Genomic DNA, 22,749 nt, shown 5'->3' with positions numbered 1-22,749 from the left:
AGGGGAAAGCAGGAGGTGCAGCGAAATGAAAATGACGGTCTATACGAATATTCAGCGCGTGTCTGCGCTCGTCTGCCGCGCATGGGAAAAGTGTGCGGCGGCGCTGCCTGCGCTTGAACTTGTCGTTCGTACGGCAGACGGTATGGAAGCATGGCGCAGTTTCGAGGAAAAGGCTGATCTTTGTCTATTCTTCTGGATGGGCACAGGGTTGGATAACCCCTTCCTGCAGCAGGCGTCGCGCACTTTGCAGAAGAGTCGTGCGCCGCATTTGATTCTCGTGGACAATGCCGAGCATGACAAGGTCAGCTATGGCTTCTCGGCAGAGGAAATCGCTCTCGCCTGGCAGTATTTCCGCTGCGACGGCGAGGAGAATATGAAAAACTTCCTGCTATATCTTGCGCGGAAAATGGGGTTTTCCTGTGCGCCGGAACCGCCGCGCATACTGCCTTGGCACGGCATATACCACCCCGATTGGCACGGCGATTGTCAGGACATTGAGGGCTATCATGCCGCGCATTGTCGTGACGACCGGAGGACGATCGGCGTCATCTTCTATCGTTCGGAGTGGATTGCAGGGGACTTCACCTATCACACGGCATTGATTCGTGCGATAGAGGCGCAGGGACTCAATGCCGTCGCAGTCTTTTCCAATTCCTATCGCGACGAGCGCGTGGAGTCGCCGACGCTCTTTGACGCCATGAAGCGATACTTCTGTCGCGACGGGAAGACCGTCGTCGACGCCATCATCACGACGATGAAGTTTTCCATCAAAGCGGGCGGTACGCGCATAGAAGACCTCTATGCGCTCGGCGTGCCGCTTCTTGAGGCGTATACGGTGCTTGCGCCCAAGGAAGAATGGGAAAGGTCGCCTGCGGGTCTCGACCCGATGGAGGTGTCCTTCAGCGTCTGTATGCCGGAGTTCGACGGCGTCCTTCATGCCGTGCCGATTGCGGCGAAGGTGCTCGATGAGACGGGAACGCCTCGCTATGCGCCGCTTGAGGAGCGCATGGAGCGTCTGGCGCGAAAGGCGAAGAAGTGGGCGAATCTGCGCCATAAGGCGAACGGCGAGAAGAAGATAGCCATCGTCTTTCACAACTATCCGCCGACGAATGCGAACATCGGCAGTGCGGCGGGGCTTGACTCGCCAGAGAGCGTGCGCCGCCTGCTCGCGAGGATGCGTGAGGCGTGCTATCGCGTCGATTTCGTGCCGGAGAGCAGCCAAGAGCTCATGGATATTCTTACGAATCACGCGACGAATGACCGCCGCTTCATGAGTGAAGAGCGGGTAAAGAATGCCGACGGACAGCTTACGGCGGCGCAGTATGAAAGATTCTTCAAGGAGCTGCCGCAAAAGGTCAAGGAACATCTGAGAAAGGATTGGGGCGAAGCGCCGGGCGAGGTGTTCAACTACGACGGCACGCTGCTCGTGCCCGGCACGCTCAACGGCAATATCTTTCTCACGGTGCAGCCGCCGCGCGGCTTCGGCGAGGATCCAGGCAAGCTGCTGCATTCGCCGGACGCCGCGCCCACGCATCACTACATCGGCTTTTATCACTGGCTGCGCGATCTGTGGCAGGCGGACGCCGTCGTCCACGTCGGCACGCACGGCTCCTTGGAGTGGCTGCCGGGCAAGAGTACGGCGCTCTCGAACGAATGCTATCCCGACGTCTCGCTCGGCGATCTGCCCGACGTATATCCCTACTGGATCACGATTGTAGGCGAGGGCATACAGGCAAAAAGGCGCGGCGCAGCGTGCCTCATCAGCCATCTTTCGCCGCCGATGCAGCTCGCGGGCGCTTTCGACGAGCTGCAGGAGCTTGAGCAGGCGCTCGACGAGTACGTTCATTTCCGTGCGGCTCAGCCTGACAATCTGGCAGCGGTACAGGAAATCGTGCGCGAGAAGGCGGCGCTCTGCCATTTCGAGGATTCCATCGAGGAAGGCGAGGACTTCGACGCCTATGTCGCTGCTTTGCACAATTATGTGACGGACATCAAGAACATGCAGATCCGCACGGGACTTCATATCCTCGGGCAAGTTCCGGAAGCTGAAAAACTCTTAGACCTCGTGCTCGCGCTCGTGCGCGTCGAGCATGGCGGCGAGCCGTCGCTCCTGCGTCTCATCGCCAAGGAAGAGGGCTACGATTACGAAGAGCTTTTGGAGCATAGCGAACGCATGACGGAGGACGGCATGACGTACGGCAGAAAGCTCGATGCGGTGGAAGACCTCATGCGCCTGCTTCTCGTGCGCCTCGCCGCGCGCGCCTACATGCCGCAGGCGGCGAGAGAAGCGTTGGCTTTGGAACCGTTCGCCTCGTACAGTGCAGCGGGCAGGGAAGGACTTCTGGCGGCGCTCGGCGAAGTTACGGAGAAGATCGTGCCGCGTCTCCTGCGCACGGAGGAGGAGTTGACGGGCACGCTCCGCGCCCTTTCGGGCGGCTATATCGAGCCGGGACCAGCGGGAGCGCCGACGACGAACGGCGCAGACGTCCTGCCGACGGGACGCAACTTCTACGGACTCGATCCGCGCTGTCTGCCGACGCCCGCGGCGTGGGAGTACGGCAAGGAACTGGGCGATGCGCTCGTCGAGCAGTATATCAGCGAGGAGGGACGCTACCCGGAGGCGGTCGGCATCGTCTTCTGGGCAGGCTCAAACATGCGCAGTCATGGACAGTGCATAGCCGAGCTGTTCTACCTCATGGGCGTGCGCCCCGTCTGGCAGAGACCGTCGCAGCGCGTCGTCGGGCTTGAGGTCATCCCTCTCGCCAAGCTCAAGCGGCCGCGCATCGACGTGACGGCGCGCATCAGCGGTCTCTTCCGCGATGCCGTGCCGAACGCCATTCGCTGGGTCGACGAGGCTGTGAAGCTTGCAGCAGCGCAGGATGAGAACGAAGATGAAAATTTCGTACGCAAGCACATCCTCGCGGACACGGCATGGCTCGAAGAGCAGGGCGAAGAGCATACTCTCGCTTGGGAACGCGCCTCGTGCCGTATCTTCGGCGACCCGCCGGGCGCTTACGGCGCGGGCGTCGGCGACCTTTTGGAGTCGAAGGCATGGCAGACGCTCGACGATCTTGCGGCTGTCTACACGCGCTTTTCGGGCACGGCTTACGGTGCGGACGGCATGGCGCGCGGCTACGATCCCGAGCTTTTCCAGCGGCGCATGAAGGAGCTTGATGTCACGGTCAAGAACGAGGACACGCGCGAGACGCACATGTTCAGCTCGGACGATTATAACGCCTACCACGGCGGCATGATCGCCACCGTGCGTGCGCTCACGGGCAAGGCGCCGCGTTCCTACAGCGGCGATACAAGCGACCGTCAGCGCATCGTCGTGCGCACCGTCGCCGCAGAAGCCGAGCGGCTGTTCCGCGGCGAGGCGATGAATCCGAAATTCATCGAGGGCATGAAAGAGCATGGCTACAAGGGAGCGTCCGACCTTGCGAATTATCTCGCGCACAGCTATCAATGGGATGCGACGAGCGCCGTCATGGAGGATTGGATGTACGAAGGATATGCGCGCAAGTATGTGCTCGATGCGTCGATGCAGGAGTGGCTGCAGGAGGTCAACCCCTGGGCGCTGCACCGCATGGCGGAAACGCTCTTAGAAGCAGAGCAGCGCGGCTTGTGGAAAGCGCGTGAGGAGACGAAAGAGGAATTGCGTGAGCTGTTCCTCTCCATCGAGGGCGATTTGGAAGAGAGGGCGGAACAAATTGTATAAGGCAAAGAAGTATCCGCGATTTGCCGCAGTCGTCACATGCGCCACGCTCCTTTTTGCGCTCTTTCTGACGGGCTGCATGGGCGAAAAGGAGGAGGCGTCGAGCGCGTACCGTGTGACCGATGCGGAGGGAACTGTCGTCGAGATTCCGCATAAGCCCCGGCGCATCTTGACGATCAGCGCGGGCACGGATGAAATGATGCTCGGTCTTGTCGAGCCGGAGCGCATGGCGGCAGTCAACGACTCGCTCGCGGACGAGAAGCATACGAATGTGCCGTGGGTGCGCGGGAAAATTCCCACGGTCATCACGCGCAGTCCGTCTGTCGAGCAGGTCGCCGCGCTCTCGCCCGACCTCATCATCGTCACGCCGTGGCTTCCCCGCGAGAACGCTGATGCCATGCGCGAGCTTGGCGTGCCGGTCGTCGTCTGCCGTGCGGCGGCGACGATGGAGGACATCCATGCCAACATCCGCCTCTTTGCAGCAGCCGTCGATGAGAAGGAGCGCGGCGAACGGCTGATCGCGAAGATGGAGGAAAAGCTCGCGGAGATCGAAGAGAAGATGAAGGATGTTCCCGAGGAAAAGAAGCACAAGAGCATCGCGCTCATCTCCATCATGCCCAACTACGGCGGCGCCGGCTGTACCTTCGACGAGCTTTGCAGCCATACGGCGTCGATCAACGCAAAGGCCGCTGCAGGAAACCGCATGGGACAGGAGATGACGAAGGAGCAGCTCGTCGCGGCGAATCCCGACTACATCTTCCTTCCGAGTTACGAAGACGCAGAAACGCGTGAAGAGAATTACGGCAGGCAGTACATGGAAGATCCGTCTCTTCAGCAGATGACAGCCGTGCGGGAAAAGCAGATCGGCCATCCGTGGGCGCGTTACGTCTACAATCTTTCACAGAACATCGTCTTCGGCGTGCAGGAAACGGCATGGATTCTTTACGGTGACGCTTTTCGCCAATCGCGTCAGGAATTTCTCTCGGCGGTGGAGTAAAGATGTAAAGAAAGGCGGCTTTGAGATTGAAAAAGATTGCGTTTTACGGCAAGGGCGGCATCGGCAAATCGACGACTGCCGCCAATGTATCGGCGGCGTTTTCGCGCGGGGGAAAGAAGGTCTGTCAGATCGGCTGCGACCCGAAGAACGATTCGACGCGGCTTCTCCTGGGGCGCATTGCGCCGCTCACTGTGCTCGATGCAGAGCGCAGCAAGAAGGGCGCGGCACTCTCTCTTGCAGAAATCGCGCATGAGGGATACGGCGGTGTGCGCTGCATTGAGGCGGGCGGCCCCGAGCCGGGCGTCGGATGCGCGGGGCGCGGCATCATCGTGGCGCTCGAAAGGCTCAAGGCGCTCCATGCGTTTGACGATGTCGATGTCGCCATCTACGATGTACTCGGCGACGTCGTCTGCGGTGGTTTCGCCGTGCCGATACGAGAGGGCTATGCCGAGGAAATCTACATCGTTTCCTCGGGGGAGCTCATGTCGCTCTACGCGGCGAACAACATCGCCAAGGGCGTGCGCCGCTTCGCTGCGCGAGGCGTCGTGAAGCTCGGCGGCATCATCGGCAACGGGCGCGATGTCGCACGCGAGAAGGAGCTTTTGGAAGCCTTTGCCGCACGCCTCGGCACAAAGCTCATCGCCTACATCCCGCGCTCTGCCGCCGTACACGAGGCGGAGATCCATCGGCAGACGCTCATCGCCTACGCGCCGGATTCCGCACAGGCGAAGGTTTACGAAGAACTTGCGGCGGCGATTGAGGGAAATAAAAACCTAGTCATCCCCAAGCCGATGGCGTTTGAAGAGTTGGAAGATCTGGTGGAAAGCTATGGGAACTGAAGCGAAACGTGTGGTGATGCGCCGCACGAATTGCAGCTGCAGCATGCCGGGCGTCTGGCGTGCGCTTTCCTTCGTGCGCGGCGCTCTCGTCATCTTCCACAGCCCGCGTCCGTGCGCTCACATCGCCCATGGCATGGATGTGGGAAGTTTCCATCGCCTTCGTGCGGCGGGAACGAAGGTGCGCCTCTCGCCTGTGCCGCTTCTGACAAGCTCGTTGTCGGACGCAGAGGCGATTTTTGGCGGCGAGGGTCGTCTGCGCGAGTGCATACGCTTCGCCGCAGAAAAATATCAGCCGCAAGCGATATTTATCGCCAATTCCTGTGTGAGCGGCGTCATCGGCGACGATACGTACGCCGTGGCTGAGGAGATGGAGCAAGAGCTTGGCCTGCCCGTCAGCGCCGTCTCGGCGCACGGCTTTCTTGACGGCGAGTATTATGCAGGCTACCTTGACGCTGCACGCGTGCTCGTCGATCGCTTCATGAAGCCGGCAGAGCGCCGTGCGGGAAGCGTCGTGCTGCTCGGCGACTGCGGCGGCGTCCACGGCGAGTACGTGAAGGAATTGTGCCGCTTGCTCGGGTTTCTTTCCCTGCGCGTCGAGGGGCAGTTTCCGTCGTATCTCGCCCTGTCTGAGATGGATGTCGTGCCGGCAGCGGAGCTTCTCATCGTGCTCGGGCGGCGAAGCGACGAGAAGCAGGCGCTTCTCGTCGACTTGGCGCGGCACATTCATGAGCGTTTCGGCACGCCGTACCTTGCCGATGTCTATGCGGTCGGCTCGGAGGAAACGAAGGAGTGGCTGCGTGCGGTCGGCAGGCTTTGCGGCAGGGAAAGGGAAGCGGAAGAAGCGATTCGCGCGGAAGAAGCGGCGTTTCAACGCGCCGTGGACGAGGTGCGGCCGACTCTCGCAGAAAGGCGCGTGACATTCGCCATCGGGCGCGACCTCGACTGGTTTCAGCCGAAGATCATCATGCGCCTTCTGAAGAAGGCGGGCGTAGAACTGGCGGGCGTCGTCCTCCTTGATTCGTTCCTGCCCGGGCGGCGCGAGGTCATGGAAGAAGAGGTCGCGCGTCTGACGGATGCGCCGATCGCCCATGAGGGAAGCCGCGAGGCGGAGGCGCTTTTCAAAGCGGCGGATTTCGTCCTGACGACGCACGAGCTTACCGACGCAAGGCTGCGGCAGATCTTCCTCGCGCTCATGCCATCCGTCGGCTGGTCGATGGAAAAGAAGCTCCTGCGCGATATGGTTCATATCGTCTGTCGTCACGAAAGCCGGGGAGGTCTGATCTATGGCTGAGCAGGAAAGGCGTTTCGATGATGTCTGCGCTTGGACGGACAGCTGTGCGCTCGCGGGCGCGATGGCATTTTTTGCCGCCTGGCAAGACGCCGCCGTCATCGTCAACGGCCCCATGTGGTGCCATTACTTCGCGCTGCGCCACGTCGAGCATGGCGTGAGCGATGCCGTGCGACGCACAGGCTGCACGCAGCTCGACAACGATGCCATCGTCTTCGGCGCGGAGGACTATCTGCTGGAAGCCCTGCAGCCCTATATCGCTGAGCCGCCGCGCCTTTTGGCCATCGTCAGCAGCTGTGCCGCAGGACTGATCGGCGACGATGTAGCCGCCATCGCGCGGTCGGCGGGCATTGCAGCGCCCGTCGTCGCCGTCGACAGCAGCGGCCTTGCGGGCAGCTTCGCCGTAGGCTGGAGCAAGGCTGCATGTGCGGCAATCGAAGCGCTTCTGCCCGAGAAGAAGGAGGAGAAGCCGCATGGCGTGAACCTTCTCGGCATGACGGCGAGCTACTGCAACGGGGCGAACGACGCGCGAGAACTCGTGCGCCTTTTGCATCTGGCGGGCTATGAGGTGAACGCCGTCCTCGGCTGCGGCGAGACGGCGGAGGAGCTGCAGCATCTGCCCGCCGCCGCGCTCAACATCGTCGTGCACAGGGAGTTGGGACTCGCTCCGGCAGAGATGCTATTGGAGCGCAGCGGCACGCCGTTTGTCGCGCCGCTGCCGCCTTACGGCAGGGCGGGCACGCGGCATTGGCTCGAAGAGATCGCTGGCGCTTTGCCCGCGCCGCGTGAAAAGGAGGTGCAGGAAGAACTTTCGCGTGTGGAAACGGAAGATTTCCTGCGCCTGAACGAAATAAAGAGCATGTGGGGCGAGCTTTGGTTCGACGAGGCTCTTGTGCGTGCGCCTGAATCTATGGCTTGGGGCTTGGCAAGAGCCTTGCGCACGGAGTGGGCGGACGTGCGCCGCCTCGCCGTGGCGGCGGAGGCAGAGGCAGATGCCGCAGGGATCGCCGACGAGGTTTTTTCTGAGACGCGTACGGCAGAGCTGGCGCAGTTCCTCGCCTCCATGAAGAACGGGCTGCTGCTCGCGAGCAGCAACGAAGCGGCGCAGGTCGCACCGCAGCACGCGCAGTTCCTACCCGTCGCCTATCCTGTGCTCGACCGCATTCAGCTGACGGATGCGCCGTTCATGGGACTGCGCGGCTCGCGCTCCATCGAGGAGCAGCTCTGGAATGGTCACATTCTGCGACGACAATGGATGTTATAGATGTCATAAAGGAAGCACGGATAAATAAATTCGCCCGAATGTGTGAAGACGGGCGACTGGATTTATCCGTGCTTTCCGAGCAAGGGAGCGGTGGAATTTGCAGGAAATGATACGGGTTGCGGGCCTTTATGCGGGCTATGAGCGGCAGGTGATCTTGGAGAACGTCTCGTTCGGTATTGCAGCGGGCGAGATGGTCGGCCTCATCGGGCCGAACGGCGCGGGCAAGAGCACGCTTTTGAAGACGATGCGTGGCATCTTGGCGCCGCTCGCCGGCGAGATCTCTGTCATGGGACGGAGAATCGGCGATTTGCCGGCGAAGGAGTTTGCGAAGAGCGCCGCCTATTTGCAGCAGCATTTGGAGATGACGTTCGATTACTCGGCGCGCGAGGTCGTGCTCTCGGGGCGCTATCCGTATCTCTCGTGGTGGCGGCAGGAGCAGGCGCACGATATCGCCATCGCCGAGGCGTGCATGGCGTACACGGGCGTCGCAGAACTGGCGGAGAAGCCGCTTCAGGCCATGTCGGGCGGACAGCGCCAGCGCGTGCTGCTCGCCAAGGTGCTCGCACAGCAGACCCCCGTGCTCTTTCTCGATGAGCCGGCAACGGGGCTGGACATCATCTATCAGGAGGAGATCTTCCGCTTTTGCCGCGAGCTTTGTGCAGCGGGCAAGACCGTCGTGCTCGTCGCGCATGAGCTTTCCCTCGCCGCACGCTTCTGCTCGCGCCTCCTGCTCATCGGGCGCGGTGCGCTCCTCGCCGACGGCCTGCCGCGCGAGGTGCTGACGGCAGAGCTTCTGACACGCGCCTACGGTGCGCCTGTCAAGGTCGTGGAGAATCCGCTGACGAATCATGCGGAGGTCTTCACGGAGGCGGAGAAGGGTGCAGGAAAGAAATCACATCTCCTGCAGGTCATCTTGGGAAGGGAGGAGGCAGCGTCGTGAAAAGATTCTGCGAGAAGAAAAACTTCTTTCTTTGGCTTCTTCTGCCGTGTCTCGTCATCTTCGCCGTCGTCCTGTCGATGAGCTCAGGGCAGTACGACATCTCAATGGAGTGCGTGCTCGCAGCTTTCTCCCATGCGGCGGGTCTGCCATTCTTTTCCGATGTCACGGTTACGCCCGAGCAGCAGGCGGTGCTCTGGCACATCCGTCTGCCGCGCACGCTCGTCGGCCTCATGGTGGGGGCGGGGCTGGGCATCTCCGGTGCAGTGCTGCAGGGCATCTTCAGCAACCCGCTCGCCGATCCCGGCATCATCGGCGTATCGAGCGGCGCTTCCGTCGGAGCTGTGCTCGCCATCGCGCTCGGCGTCTCCGCTGTCAGCGTCTTTTCGCTGCCTGCTTTCGCCTTCACGGGCTCCATGCTCGCCGTGGGGCTTACCGTGTCGCTTTCCATGCGCCACGGGCGCATTCCTGTCATGACGCTCCTGCTCTCGGGCGTCGTCGTCGGCATGTTCCTCGGCGCGTGCACGGCAGCGATTCTCACGGTCATGAACGAGCAGAAGATGCAGCAGTACCTTTTCTGGACGATCGGCGGCCTCGACTATCGCCGCTGGGATCATGTCCTTCTGGGAATCGCGCCGATCAGCGGCGGCGTCTTCCTCATGCTGCTCCTCTCACGCCATCTGAACCTCCTCGCATTCGGCGAGGTCGAGGCGCGTGCCGCAGGCATGCCCGTGACCTTCTTCCGCCTGCTGTTTCTGGCGCTCGCGTCGCTGACGACGGCGGCGGGCGTCTGCATCAGCGGCAACATCGGCTTCGTCGGACTCGTCGTGCCGCACATGATGCGCCTCCTGATCGGCCCTGACCATCGGAAGCTGCTGCCTGCAAGCCTCCTGGCCGGCGGCATATTCCTCGTCGTCTGCGACTCCTTGGGGCGCATCCTGCTTCAAGGCATGGAGATCCGCGTGGGCATCATGACGGCATTTATCGGTACGCCGTACTTTCTCTATCTGCTGCGCCGCCACATGAAGCTGACCTCTTGATTTTTCCTCGACCACCTTGTCCGTCGCTTGAATTTTTTAGCAAAACACCGTATAATATAAGAAATGAGAATAGGACGTGAGTGTTGATCGGAGGAAAACGTCATGATTCGCAGCATACCTTTCAATTTCCGAAACAATGCGGAGAAGACGCGCGATACGGTGGAGCGCGTGGTGGACTTCATCATGGAGCAGCCGCTCAATCCCATTGGCAAGGTGACGGGGGCGCTCGCTTCTTTTCGCTGCGACATCCTCGATGAAGAAAATTACTATGAGATTGAAGCGGAACTGCCCGGCGTCCTCAAGGAAGACGTCTCTCTGACCTACGAGGACGACAAGTATCTGACGATTGCCGTGGAAGTTCCTGAGCGCGAGAACCACTTGAAGTATCTGATGCGCGAGCGCCGCACGGGTCGCTTCGAGCGTTCCTTCGCCGTCGACGGCATCAAGTGGGAGGAAAGTGCGGCTTCGATGGAGAATGGCATCCTCAAGGTTGTCCTGCCGAAGCTCGGCGTTGAGGACATCAAAAAGAACAGCATAGAGATCAAGTAGGCTGAGGGTCATCATGGGCTGCTGCTCAGTGCAGCAGCCTTTTAGCGCGTTCATGAGAAAAACAGGATTCTTTCCCTTTGTGTAGAATTAAAAAGAGTAAGGTGTGTCATCTCGCTTTGAAAAGCGGCTTGGCACTTTTCGTAGAACGAAATGAGAGGCGGCGGCGTACGCGATGTCCCCGCCGGCAGGAGGTAAAAGGAATATGTTGGACGATCAGGATTGGGGCGCATTTAAGCGGAAGCTCAAGGCGAAGACGGAGATCGACCTTGATCTCTACAAGGAGCCGCAGATGAAGCGGCGTATCGGCAGTCTTGTGACGCGCAAGGGCTACGATTCGTATACGAAGTATTTCGATATGGCGACGCAGGACAAGACGGAGTTTGACGCCTTCATCGAATATCTGACGATCAACGTCTCGGAGTTCTTCCGCACGCCGGAGAAGTTCTCGAAGCTTGAGACGGACGTCATTCCCGATTTGTTGACGCGCTCGCCCAAGCTCAATATCTGGAGCGCGGGCTGCTCCATTGGCGCTGAGCCGTATTCTCTGGCGATGATCTTGAAAGAGATGACGCCGGGCAAGCAGCATCGCATCCTCGCGACGGATCTCGACGTCGAGATCATTGCCAAGGCGAAGAGGGGCGTCTACACGGACAACGAGCTCAAGTGCGTCGAGAGTCCGCGCCTCAACAAATATTTCACGAAGGGAAGCGACGGTACGTTTGCCGTGCATGAGGACATCAAGAAGCTCATCGAGTTCAAGCGTCACAACCTTTTGAAGGATCCCTTTGAGACGGGCTTCGATCTGATTCTCTGCCGCAACGTTGTCATCTATTTCACGGAGGAAGCGAAGTTCGACCTCTACACGAACTTCTTCCGCGCACTGAAGCCCGGAGGCATCCTCTTCGTCGGCGCGACGGAGGCAATTTTGAATTTCCGCAAGATCGGCTACACAAGTTACCAGCCTTTCTTTTATCAGAGACCGCTGGCGTGAGCGAGGCGACATCTTTGAGGAAAGGGGGCGGGGCAGGTGTTTGCAAACGAGAAGATCGAGTGCATGAGCCGTGATGATTTGCGGGATTTGCAGCTTGTGCGCCTGAAGAAGGCGGTTTCTTGGGCGAGTGAGAAGAGCGCCTTTTACCGCACGAAGTTTGCAAACGGCTGCGCGTCGCAGATTGAGAAGCTGGAAGACATCGAGAAATTGCCGTTCACTTCTCTGCCCGACATCCTCGCGACATCGCCGTTCGATTTCCTCACGCTTCCTTTGAGCGGTGTCCTGCGCATCAGCTGCCGCAATCATACGGGCGCTGTCGTCAAGATGTATACGAACGGCGACATTGCGAGAAACGTCGACATGTTGACGCGTGCTCTCGCAGCGACGGGCGTCCATCGCGCTTCTGTCGTCGGCATTCTCGGCGACATGTCGGACGGACAGCTGCTCGATTTGCAGATGGCGGCGGAGGTGATCGGCGCGACGACCGTGCTGCTCGGCGAGGACATGCAGTCGGCGGTCGAACTCGTGCGCCTGACGGGTATGGATACGCTCTTGGCGAGCCAGCCGCTCGTCATGCAGCTCATCGTGCACGCGCAGATGAAAAACATCGAGCCGTCGACCTTGCCCATAAAGACGGTCGTCTGTCTGAACGAGGCGATCTCGAATCCGATGAGACGCCATATCTCGGATCGGCTGCAGACTGAGGTGCATGATCTCTTCGCTTCGACGGAGCTGGGCACGGCGGGACTTTTCTATCCGTGCGGCAAGGGGCAGGGGCATCATGTGCAGGAGGATTACTGCTACACGGAGCTCATTGAGTTCAGCGGCGCGAAAGTCATTCATGAGCCAGGACGCATGGGCGAGCTTGTCGTCACGATGCTTGCCGCAGAGGCGATGCCGCTCATACGCTACCGCACGGGGCAGGCGGTCATGCGGCTCGACGAGCCGTGCGGCTGCGGCCGTGCGTTCGTGCGCCTTGCGACGCCGTTCGGCTTGACGCGCTGAGCCGTTTGTATGACAAAAATGCCGCGGGCATCTTTTATGCCGCGCGGCATTTTTCTTTGGCACGAATGGGAAACGAGGGAGAAGATATGATCGAGTTCATCCTGGGGCGTGCGGGAACGGGAAAGACGCACGCCTGCCTCTCCGGCATGGCGGAGCGCATGAAGGCAGAGCCTATGGGCAGCGCCCTCGTGCTTCTCCTGCCCGAACATGCGACGTATCGCGCAGAGCGCCGCCTCGCCGCCATGATGGCGGGTGCGGGCGAGGGATTCGTGCGCGGTCTCGTGTTTGGCTTCAAGCGCTTTGCGCGTCATGTGCTGCAGGAGACGGGCGGTGCGGCAGCCGCACGCATCACGAGCGTGGGCAGACGGCTTCTGCTGAAGCGTATCCTCGCCGAAGAAGGCGACAGCCTGCAGGCATTCGCGCGTGCGGCGAAGCAGCGCGGCTTTACGGAGACGCTGGAAAGAGCCATGGAGGAGATGCGCAGCTACGGCATCGACGGCGACGCCCTGCTGCAGGCGAAATCTGCGCTCGCTGACGATGATCTGTGCCGAAAGCTCGTGGATCTCGCGCTCATCTACAGCCGTTATCGCGAGAAGATGGCGGGGCGCTACAACGATACGGGCGACATGCTCGACGCGCTTGCCGAGAAGATTCCTTCCTCGCGCCTTTTGGAGGGGGCGGAGGTATGGGTTGACGGCCTCTCCTTCTTCAACCCGCAGGAAAGAAAGATTCTTGCGGCGCTCTTCCAAAAGACGAAGAATGTGCATATCACGCTGACATTCGATCCGACGGACGAGACGGCCATGCAGCGCGAGGGCAGCCTCTTCTATCGGCAGGCGCAGACCTTGCAGCAACTGCGGCGGTTGGCGCAGGAGATGCAGATTCCTGTGCGCGTGCGTAGTTTGGAGGAGAGGCAGCGCTTTCAAAGCGATGCGCTTGCCGCCATCGAGCGCACGGCGTTTTCCTTCCCCCTTGTACCGCAGGCAGGGGCGGTGGGCGTCGCGCTCGTCGAGGCGGCGACGAGGCGGCTGGAAATGGAGGCGGCGGCTGCCGACATCGTGCGCCTGTGCCGCGAGAAGGGGCTGCGCTGGCGCGACATCGCCATCTTGACGCGCGACGAGGCCGCCTACGGCGACATGCTCGCCCTGACGCTTGAGGACTGCGGCATCCCGTACTTTCGCGACAACAAGCGTGCGGGCGTCCATCATCCGCTCGCCGAACTTGTGCGCTCGGCTTTCGAGGTGCTGCGCGGCTGGCGCTACGATGCCATGTTCCGCGCACTGAAGACGGGATTTTTCCAAAAGACGCGCGAGTGGATCGACCTGCTCGAAAACTATGTGCTGGAGTTCGGCATTCGCGGCTCGCGCTGGACGATGGAAGAGGATTGGCATTGGCATCGCCGCCGCAGTTTGGACGAGGAAGAAGAGGGCGCGACGCAGAAGGAAGCGGAGCGCCTCTGTCAGATCAATTCCTGCCGCCGCGCCGTGGCAGAGCCCCTGCAGGAGTTTGCGGCTCAGGTGAAGGCGGCATCGACGGTGCGCGGCTACGCTGAAGCGCTCTATCGTCTGCTGCTCGCGCTCGACGTGCCGCAGACGTTGGAGCGGTGGGCGGACGAGGCGGAGAAGGCGGGTCGCCTCGCTGAGTCGCGCGAGCATCGTCAAATCTGGGACGACGTCATCTCCCTGTTGGAACAGATGGCAGAGACGAGCGGCGACGAGACGATCAAGGTGCGCGAATTTGAGGACGTCTTGGGCGACGGGCTTGACGCCCTGCAGATTTCCTTGATTCCGCCGGGACTCGACTATGTGACCGTCGCCGATTTCGACTGGAACAGTGTAGAAAATGCACGTGCCATCTACATTCTCGGCGCGAACGAGGGCGTCATGCCGCGCCGCAGCCAGGAGAAGGGGCTGCTCTCCGATGCTGACCGGCTGCATTTGAAGGAGGCTGGGCTGGAGCTTCCGCAAGGCTCCGCCGAGGGAAGTTTCAACGAGAGATTCCTGCTCTACAAAGGATTCACGGAAGCGCGTGACTATCTGTGGGTTTCCTACGCGCTTGCCGATACGGAAGGAAAGGCTCTCCTGCCCGCCTCTCTGCTCGGGCAGATCCGCGCCGTCCTGCCCGCTGTTCCTTTGCAGACCGTTCCGTTGGAGGGGGCGGAGCGCCGCCTCTTTGCGGGCGGTCGTCAGGCGGTGACGGCTCTAGCGGCGGCGCTGCGCAGCTACCGTGAGAAGGGGACGCTTGATCCTTTTTGGTGCGACGTCTACAACTGGGCGTTGGGGGAGAAAAAGATGAGCATTGTCCTGCAGAAAGTGCTGCAGGGCATATTTTCGCGTGCTGCGGCGGAGCTTTTGCCCAAGGAGCTGGCAGCGGCGCTCTACACGAAGAATCGCCGTCTGCGCGGCAGCGTCACGCGCTTTGAGTCATTTCGCGCCTGTCCGTTCCAGCACTTCGCACGCTATGGCCTGCATCTGGCGGAGCGCCCCGAGCATGGCTTTCGCACGCTTGACCTCGGCGTGCTACTTCATGCGGCCCTGCGCGAATTTGGCGAGCGGCTGAAAAAGGACGGCAGACGCTGGCGCGACGTAGGAGAAGAGGAGTGCGGCGAGATCCTGCATGAGATCCTTGGCCTGCTTGCGCCGCGGCTGCAGAATGAAATCCTCCTGAGCTCGAAGCAGTACGAGAATCTCCTCGTGCGCATCGAGGAGACGGCGAAAAAGGCGCTCGTGCGCCTCATCGAACTCGATGCGGCCAGCGAGTTCCGCCCCGTCGCCTTCGAGCGTTCCTTCGGACGCGGCGCGGGCAGCCTGCCGCCGCTGACGTATGCGCTCGCTGACGGCTCTTCGCTTGAAATCACGGGGCAGATCGACCGCATCGATATGGACGAGGCGGGGCGCTACTTCCTCATCCTCGACTACAAGACGGGTGTAGCGTACATCAACCTCATCGAGGTGTACTACGGTCTGAGACTGCAGCTTCTGACCTATCTGCTTGTCGCCAGAAATCTCCTCGCGCACACCGAGGAAAGGGAACTTCTGCCCGCAGCGATGCTCTACTGCTTCTTGAAGAATCCGCTCGTCACAGCGCCTCATCGCATAGATGAGGCGGAGGCGAAGAAGCTTTTGCAGGGGCAGCTCAAGATGCCCGGCTGGGTGCTTGCGGACGCCGACGTCATACGCGCACTCGACAGCACCTTCAGCTTCACGAAGGTCGCCCTGACGAAGAAAGGCGAGATCGACAAGCGGAAGCTCGATTACGTCAAGACGGAAGAGGAGTTCGCCATCCTGCTCGACTACATCGCCTACATTCTCAAGGATACGGGAAGGCAGATCCTCTCGGGCGAGGTGCGCGCCCTGCCGTACCGCCTCAAGGACAGGACGGCATGTCGCTTCTGCCCATACATCGCCGTCTGCGGCTTCGACCCGCTCGTGCCGGGCTTTTCCTATCGGCGGTTGCAAAGCCACGAGGATGCGGAATTGATGGACAGCATGGAATTGAAAGGACAGGAGGATGCCGAATGAGCGACGCACGCAAATGGTCTGCGGCACAACTGCGGGCGATCGAGGAACGGGGAAAGAATCTGCTCGTCGCGGCGGCGGCCGGCTCAGGCAAGACCTCGGTGCTCGTCGAGCGCATCATCCGCCGCATCCTGCAAGGGGAGACGGACGTCGACCGGCTTCTCGTCGTCACCTTCACGAACGCCGCTGCCGCTGAGATGCGCGAGCGCATCGAAGCGGCTCTCGCACAGGAAATCGCCAAGGGCACGGTGTCGCCGAAGCTTGAGCGGCAGCTTGCGCTCCTTTCCAACGCCTCGATTTCGACGCTTCACGCCTTCTGCCAGAACGTCATTCGGCGCAACTTTTCCGTCATCGACCTCGATCCGAAGTTCCGCCTTGCAAACGAGCAGGAGAAGCGTCTGTTGCAGCAGGATGCGCTCGAAGAAGTCTTTGAAAAAAAGTATGACGAAGCGCAGGAGGACTTCCTTTCCTTTGCCGCCGCCTACGGTACGGAGCGCGGCGACGAAGCGCTCTATGCCATGGTATTGCGCCTCCACGCCTTTTCGTGCAGTCAGCCCTTTCCCACGCTCTGGCTCGACGCGCTTGCCGAGAGTTTCGACCTCGCAGAGCAGCAGCGTCTTCTCGCTACGCCGTGGGCGCAGTCCGTGCTCGCGCAGATTTCCTTTGAGCTTGCCGCCGGTCTCGCCGCTATCGGACGGCTCGTCGAGAAGGCGGCGGCGCTCGGCTATGAAACGTGCCATGCCGCATTGGAGGGAGACGAGAAAATCCTTAAAGACCTGCTCGACGCCTTGGCGGCAAGGGATTGGGAAGGACTGCGGCAGGCGTTCTCTTCGTATGCTCATGCGAGGATGAGCTTCCCCAAAGGCATGGACGAGGAGGAAAAGGAGGAGGCGAAGCGTCTCTTTACGCAGCCGCGCGATCGCGTGAAACAGCGTCTCAAAAAGCTCAGGGACACGTATTTTCATGCGACGGAAGAGGAGCTTCTCGACGATCTTCGCGCCCTTTCGGGCATGGCTCATGCCATCGTCGATGTCGTCAAGGATTTCACCGCCTCTTTTCAGGCGGCGAAGAAGGAGCGCGGCATCGTCGATTTCAACGACTTGGAGCATTTCGCGCTCGCCGTCCTCTGCGACAAGGATGCGCCGGAGGGAGAGCTTCGCCCCTCGGCGCAGGCGCTCGCCCTGCGCGAGAAGTATGAGGAAGTCATGGTTGACGAGTATCAGGACACGAACGGTGTGCAGGAGGCGATTCTCTCTCTCGTCGCGCGTGCGGACAACCTCTTCGCCGTCGGCGACGTCAAGCAGAGCATCTATCGCTTCCGTCTTGCCGACCCGCAGCTTTTCCTCAAGAAGCAGCGCGAGTATCCGGCCTTGGGCGAGAAGTATGCACGCATTGACCTCTCGGAGAACTACCGCAGCCGCGCGGGCGTGCTCGCGGCGGTGAACTGGATCTTCTCGCAGCTCATGACGCCCGAGGCGATGGAGCTTACATACGATGATGCCGCGGCGCTGCACTTTGCGGCGCACTATCCCGAGGATTCGCCAAAGAGCCTTGCGGGTGCGACCGAGTTGCATATCATCGAGAGCGACGCTGAATCGTCTGTTGAGCCTGAGGAAGAGGACGAGGAAAAGGCGGAAACTTCGGCTGTGGCAGATGGCGGTGCAGAGATGCCGGATGGCGAAGAGGAAGAAGAACTCAAGGGCTTCGCCCTGGAGGCGGCATTCATCGCACGGCGCGTGCGGGAACTAATGGAGAGCGGTGCTCTCGTCGCCGACAAGGACAGCTATCGTCCGCTGCGCTGGCGTGACATCGTGATCCTTCTGCGTGCCGTGCGCAGCAAGGCGGACATCCTCCTCGAAGCGCTGCGCGACGCCGACATCCCCGCGTATGCGACGCTCGATGCCGGCTATTTCCAAGCGACGGAGGTGCGCGTCGTGCTCGCCGTGCTCGCCGTCATCGATAATGCGCGTCAGGACGTGCCGCTCGCGGCGGTGCTCTGCTCGCCGATCGTCGGACTGTCGGTCAGCGAACTGGCGGAACTTCGGCTCGCCGCGCCCGAAGAGGACATCTTCGGCGCGCTCCTCGTCGTCAATGACCCTGCAGCGAAATTCTCCGCATCTTTGCGAGAAAAGGTCGATGCCTTCCTGCGCGTCCTGTGTGATTGGCGCGACCTCGTGCGGCGCGTCAGCGTGCCCGAACTCATCTGGCAGATCTATCGTGACACGGGCTACTACGACTACGTCGGCGGCATGGCGGGCGGGCTTCTGCGCCAAGCGAACCTGCGCATGCTCGCCGACCGCGCGCGCGACTACGAGGAGACGAACTTTCGCGGACTCTTCCGCTTCCTGCGCTTCATCGAGAAGATGCAGCAGATGGAAACCGACCTCTCCGCCGCACGCACGCTCGGTGAAGGAGAGGACGTCGTGCGCATCATGACGATTCATAAGAGCAAGGGGCTGGAATTTCCCGTCGTCATCGTCGCGGGACTCGGCTCGAAATTCAACATGCAGGACGCTTCGCAAGACCTCCTCATGCACCGTGAACTGGGGCTTGGACTCTATCGCACGGAACGCGAGAAGTCGCTCCGCTACTCGACGTTTGCGCGGGAGGCGGTCGCCGAGCGCATCCGGCGCGAGAGCAAGGCGGAGGAACTGCGCGTCCTCTATGTGGCGATGACGCGTGCGAGGGAAAAGCTCATCCTCGTCGGCTCGACGAAGAAGCTCGCTGCATGCGCAGAGGGCTGGTGCAGTTTCGTCACGCAGACGGAGCGTGCGCTTCCCGCCCATGCGGCGCTTGCGGCAAACTCCTTCCTCGACTGGCTCGGCATGACCGTTGCACGTCATGCGGACGGCGCCCCCCTGCGGGAGAAGGCCGCGCTCCTCGAAAAGCGCGTCGCGCCCAAAGGCGAGGACGACTCGCGCTGGCAGGTGGAAATCGTGCCGTCCGCCGTCGTCAAGAGCGTCAGCGCCGCCGTCGCCGAAGACGACGAATTATTCGAGAAACTGCGCAGGGGAGAGCCGCTGGAAGCGAGCGCGGAAAGGGACGCTGTCGAGCGGATGCTCGCTTGGCAGTACGCGCCGCACGGCGTCGATAACGTACCGGCGAAGCTCTCCGTCACGGAACTCAAGCGTCGCTTCTCCGTCGAAGATGCGGCGGAGGAGAAGGTCTATATACCGTTGAAGGAAGTGCATGGCAGTTCCAAGAATGTGTTCAAACGCCCCGATTTCATGCAGGAAAAGGCAGGGTTTTCTGCGGCGGAATACGGCACGCTTATGCACGCAGTATTGCAGCATATCGACCTCGCGGGAGACACTGGCCGCGAGGGTTTGGAAAAGCAGCTGGCGAATATGGTGGAAAAGGAGCTGCTTCTGCCCGAACAGGCGAAAGCCGTCCGTCTGGATGCCGTCGCGTCCTTCCTGCAGTCGCCGCTCGGCACGCGCATGAAGAAGGCACGGCGTCTCTGGCGCGAGCTCCCCTTCAGCCGCCGCCTCGAAGCGCACCGCTTCTATCCTGAAGCTGAGCCCGAGGCACGAATCTTCGTCCAGGGTGTCATCGACGTGCTCTTCGAGGACGAAGCCGGCGCACTCGTGCTCTTGGACTACAAGACGGACAAGAACACGCGTCCCGCAGCCGTGCGAGAGAAGTACCGCCTGCAGATCGAGATCTACACGGAAGCCGTGGAAGCGATCTTGGGTCGCAAGGTGGCGGAGCGTTGCCTCTATTTGCTGCAGGACGGCAGCATTGTGCAGTTGTAGGGAAGAGGATGCAGCAAGAGCTGGGAGTCAAAAAGCAAACAGCCCGACGAAAATCCGTCGGGCTGTTTGCTTTTTGATAGAAAGGCAGCGTTCGCTCTTCATGAGACGCGGCACAACGCTCTTCGGCAGCCGAACCACAGCAATCCTGCCATGACGAAGAAGCTGACGCTGTAGGCGCTGTAGACGATGTGCATGGAGTGGATGCCGATCATGTCCCAGCCCCAGCACCATGCGACGCGGAAGAAGCAGTAGGCGGCGAGTGCGGTCAACATGGGATAGAGGGTGTCCCCCAAACCGCGGATCGCGCCGATGTAGATCTGATTGATGCCATAGAGCCAGTAGAAGGGGAATGTGTAGTAAACGGCGTCAAGCGCATTCGCAGCGACGGCGGGATCGTCTGTGAAGAGCGCGATGAGCGCGGGCGCAGCAAGACCTGCGATGAGCGCCATGCCCATTGCCCCGCCCGCCGCGAGACGAAGGCTTATGCGAAGCCCTGTACACACGCGAGCAAGGTCGTGTGCACCGACATTCTGTCCGATGAAACTTGTGAGCGCGATGCCGAACGCAAAGAGCGGATAGTAGAGGAATCCCTCGATGCGTGCATAGACGGTCATGCCCGCCATCGCCGCGTAGCCGAAGGAGTTGATGTATGTCTGGATGACGAGGGAGGAAAGGCTCATAAAGACGGCCTGGAGGCCGGCGGGAATGCTTGTGCTGAGGATGGGCAGGAGATGCCCCAAAGCGAAGAAGGGGCGGCTAAAGCGCAGTTTCCATGTGCCGTGGAGATGGAACAGTTTCCACAGGGCGAGCAGCGCCGCTGCATACTGCGCGAGGACGGTCGCGGCTGCCGCGCCTGCAATGCCGCAGGGAATGATGATGAGCAGCACGACGTCGAGCGCGATGTTGAGCACGACAGCGGCGGCGAGATAGTGGAGAGCGCTCGTCGTATTGCCGAGCGCTCGCAGGATGGCGCTCGCTGTATTGTAGAGAAGCTGTGCAAGCATACCGTAGAGCACGGTTCGCAGATAGAGGCTCGCTGCCGGGATGAGTTCGGTGGGCGTGGAGAGTGCCGCGAGCAGCTGCTCGGTCAGAACGATGCCGGCCGCCGTAAAGAGAGCGGCGAACAACGCGACGGTGATGAAGATGCTCTGTACGAGTGCGCTGAGACGCGAATAATCCTTTTCCCCGTAGAGGTGGGAGACGAGGACGCTGAGTCCCGCCGAGAAGCCGATGAAGAAATTGACGATGACGGATAGGACGAGGCTCGCCGTGCCCACGGCGGCAAGTGCCTGTGCGCCGAGCACCTGTCCGACAAGGGCGGTGTCCGCAATCGTGTAGAACTGCTGCAGGAGCTGCGAGAGCAGGATCGGCAGCATGAAGACGAGCAGCTGACGCGGGATCGCCCCGCATGTAAAATCCTGCTGATCGGCACTATGGAAGAGCAGGACGTGGAGATGGTGCAGATTGTGATGAAGAAAGTCATAAGTGAGCGGATTGTGCATGCCGTAAATCCGCTCGCGATACCGCAAAGTACGAAGTTTGCCAAGAATCTTGTCCATAAAATTCGATTCTAGCACGAGCTTTTTCCGAGCCTTGGATGTGTGCTCGGGCGCAGGCTGCGGATTCTTATGAGCCGCAGTGCTTCTTTGATGTCTACATCGTCCCGCATATCACCCATTTCGTAGACGCAGACAGGATCTTTGACGCCGATCTCGCTCGCGGGCATGTAGACGTATTCGGCGTTTTCTGCATCACCGAAGATGAGGCCGCTCTTTAGCTCGGATTCAATGAGGGATGCCATACTTGCCTCCGATTCGTAGCTTCAAAACATATTCTTGCGCCATAGGACATACGATGACGCTCCGGCGATGACGGCGGCGAGGATGGCGATGGAGAGGAATGCCGTCGAGTCGTCTGCCAGCGGGACGGGGACGTTCATGCCGAAGAAGCTCGATATGACCGTCGGAATCGCGAGGATGATCGTCATGGCAGCGAGGAATTTCATCACGAGGTTCTGATTGTTCGAGATGATGGAAGAGAAAGTATCCGACATGCGCGCGAGGATCTTGTTATAAAGTTCGACCATCTCGCGTGCCTGCTTGTTCTCAATGATGACGTCTTCCAAAAGGTCCTCGTCCTCTTCGTAGATTTTGATGATGGGCGTCAGACTTTGGTTGGAGCGCAGACGCAGAAGCTTATCGAGAACGGCGCCGTTGGAGCGCAGCGCCGCGCTGAAATAGGTCAAGCCTTTCTGTAGTTCGAGAAGGCGCAGGATGTCGCTGTTTTCCATCGAACGGCGCAGGTTCAGCTCGATTTCGTCCGAGTGTTTGTTGATCTGCCTGAGATAGCGCAAGTAGAAGGTCGCCGACTTGTAGAGGATTTGAAAAAGGAAGCGCGTCTTCTTGAATGTGCGGAAGAGCTTCGCCGTGTTCTCATTGAACTCTGAAAGAACCGGCGTGTCCTCCAAGCAGACCGTGATGAAGTAGTCCGCCGTCAGAATGATGGCGAGCGGCAGCGTATCGTAGCTGTCCTGGCCGCGCATGACAGGGACATTGGTCAGGACCATGACCGAGTTGTCCTCGACGTCCGTATGGGAACGCTCTTCGTCGTCGAGCGCGGAACGCAGAAAGTCCGGCTCGACTTCTGTGAGGTTACTGACAACCTTGAGTTCGTAGGGCGTGGGGTCGATGATGTTGATCCATGCGCCCTTTTCGAGCGTCTTGAGCGTCAGAGTCTGCAGGGGACCGCTCTCAAGGGACTTGAAGATTTTGAGCATAGACAGGGAGTCTCCTTTCGCGGAAGCTCCCCAAAGTCAAATGCAGGATGCTTTGAGAAAAAGGAGGCTTCCGAG

15 protein-coding genes are annotated in these 22,749 nt (G+C 60.5%); 12 read left to right on the top strand and 3 right to left on the bottom strand.

The features are described from left to right. Positions 1 to 25: 25 nt before the first annotated feature. The 12 genes from cobN (at position 26) to addA (ending at position 19,898) form a co-directional block, all read left to right on the top strand. Positions 26 to 3,718, top strand: coding sequence for a cobaltochelatase subunit CobN (cobN, locus tag HMPREF1153_RS07170; protein ID WP_009646274.1), 3,693 nt, complete (start codon positions 26 to 28; stop codon positions 3,716 to 3,718). Next, on the top strand, positions 3,711 to 4,712 hold the full coding sequence (locus HMPREF1153_RS07165; RefSeq protein ID WP_009646178.1) for an ABC transporter substrate-binding protein: 1,002 nt from the start codon (positions 3,711 to 3,713) through the stop codon (positions 4,710 to 4,712). The genes cobN and HMPREF1153_RS07165 overlap by 8 nt, the downstream gene beginning before the upstream one ends. A 26-nt stretch (positions 4,713 to 4,738) precedes the next feature. Continuing rightward, positions 4,739 to 5,551, top strand: coding sequence for a nucleotide-binding protein (locus tag HMPREF1153_RS07160; protein ID WP_009646275.1), 813 nt, complete (start codon positions 4,739 to 4,741; stop codon positions 5,549 to 5,551). Beyond that, complete coding sequence (locus tag HMPREF1153_RS07155) at positions 5,541 to 6,842, top strand: nitrogenase component 1 (protein ID WP_037370163.1); 1,302 nt, start codon at positions 5,541 to 5,543, stop codon at positions 6,840 to 6,842. Before HMPREF1153_RS07160 ends, HMPREF1153_RS07155 begins: the two co-directional genes overlap by 11 nt. After that, entirely contained in the window at positions 6,835 to 8,103 is a 1,269-nt protein-coding gene (locus HMPREF1153_RS07150; RefSeq protein WP_009646186.1) for a nitrogenase component 1, read from the top strand. The genes HMPREF1153_RS07155 and HMPREF1153_RS07150 overlap by 8 nt, the downstream gene beginning before the upstream one ends. Positions 8,104 to 8,209: 106 nt before the next feature. Then, on the top strand, positions 8,210 to 9,043 hold the full coding sequence (locus tag HMPREF1153_RS07145; protein WP_198003328.1) for an ABC transporter ATP-binding protein: 834 nt from the start codon (positions 8,210 to 8,212) through the stop codon (positions 9,041 to 9,043). Then, positions 9,040 to 10,080: a FecCD family ABC transporter permease gene (locus HMPREF1153_RS07140; protein WP_009646233.1), complete on the top strand. Its 1,041-nt coding sequence runs from the start codon at positions 9,040 to 9,042 to the stop codon at positions 10,078 to 10,080. The genes HMPREF1153_RS07145 and HMPREF1153_RS07140 overlap by 4 nt, the downstream gene beginning before the upstream one ends. Before the next feature lie 102 nt (positions 10,081 to 10,182). Next, positions 10,183 to 10,629 (top strand): Hsp20 family protein, encoded by a 447-nt coding sequence (locus tag HMPREF1153_RS07135; RefSeq protein WP_006192295.1) that lies wholly within the window; start codon positions 10,183 to 10,185, stop codon positions 10,627 to 10,629. Between the two features lie 202 nt (positions 10,630 to 10,831). Next, a complete protein-coding gene (locus tag HMPREF1153_RS07130; protein WP_009646228.1) occupies positions 10,832 to 11,620 on the top strand; it encodes a CheR family methyltransferase in 789 nt (262 codons plus the stop codon). A 36-nt stretch (positions 11,621 to 11,656) separates the two neighbouring features. Continuing rightward, a complete protein-coding gene (locus HMPREF1153_RS07125; protein ID WP_009646259.1) occupies positions 11,657 to 12,625 on the top strand; it encodes a phenylacetate--CoA ligase family protein in 969 nt (322 codons plus the stop codon). An 86-nt stretch (positions 12,626 to 12,711) separates the two neighbouring features. Beyond that, entirely contained in the window at positions 12,712 to 16,146 is a 3,435-nt protein-coding gene (addB, locus tag HMPREF1153_RS07120) for a helicase-exonuclease AddAB subunit AddB (RefSeq protein ID WP_037370167.1), read from the top strand. Then, the gene (addA, locus tag HMPREF1153_RS07115; RefSeq protein ID WP_009646202.1) at positions 16,143 to 19,898 is read left to right on the top strand and encodes a helicase-exonuclease AddAB subunit AddA; all 3,756 of its coding nucleotides are present in this window, start codon (positions 16,143 to 16,145) and stop codon (positions 19,896 to 19,898) included. Before addB ends, addA begins: the two co-directional genes overlap by 4 nt. A gap of 98 nt (positions 19,899 to 19,996) precedes the next feature. On the opposite strand, the gene HMPREF1153_RS07110 is transcribed toward addA, so the two are convergent. Genes HMPREF1153_RS07110 through HMPREF1153_RS07100 form a run of 3 tightly spaced genes read right to left on the bottom strand, consistent with a single transcriptional unit; the run spans position 19,997 to position 22,674 of the window. Beyond that, on the bottom strand, positions 19,997 to 21,457 hold the full coding sequence (locus HMPREF1153_RS07110; RefSeq protein ID WP_009646269.1) for an MATE family efflux transporter: 1,461 nt from the start codon (positions 21,455 to 21,457) through the stop codon (positions 19,997 to 19,999). Positions 21,458 to 21,468: 11 nt separating this feature from the next. Continuing rightward, positions 21,469 to 21,699, bottom strand: coding sequence for a hypothetical protein (locus tag HMPREF1153_RS07105; RefSeq protein ID WP_006190798.1), 231 nt, complete (start codon positions 21,697 to 21,699; stop codon positions 21,469 to 21,471). A 21-nt stretch (positions 21,700 to 21,720) separates the two neighbouring features. Beyond that, complete coding sequence (locus HMPREF1153_RS07100) at positions 21,721 to 22,674, bottom strand: magnesium transporter CorA family protein (protein WP_009646203.1); 954 nt, start codon at positions 22,672 to 22,674, stop codon at positions 21,721 to 21,723. Positions 22,675 to 22,749: the final 75 nt, after the last annotated feature.

The organism is Selenomonas sp. CM52 (genome assembly GCF_000292955.1).
In the GTDB taxonomy this organism is placed as follows: Bacteria; Bacillota; Negativicutes; order Selenomonadales; family Selenomonadaceae; genus Selenomonas.
Note: the sequence above shows the minus strand (reverse complement) of the source record. Positions and strands in the feature narration are given on the sequence as shown.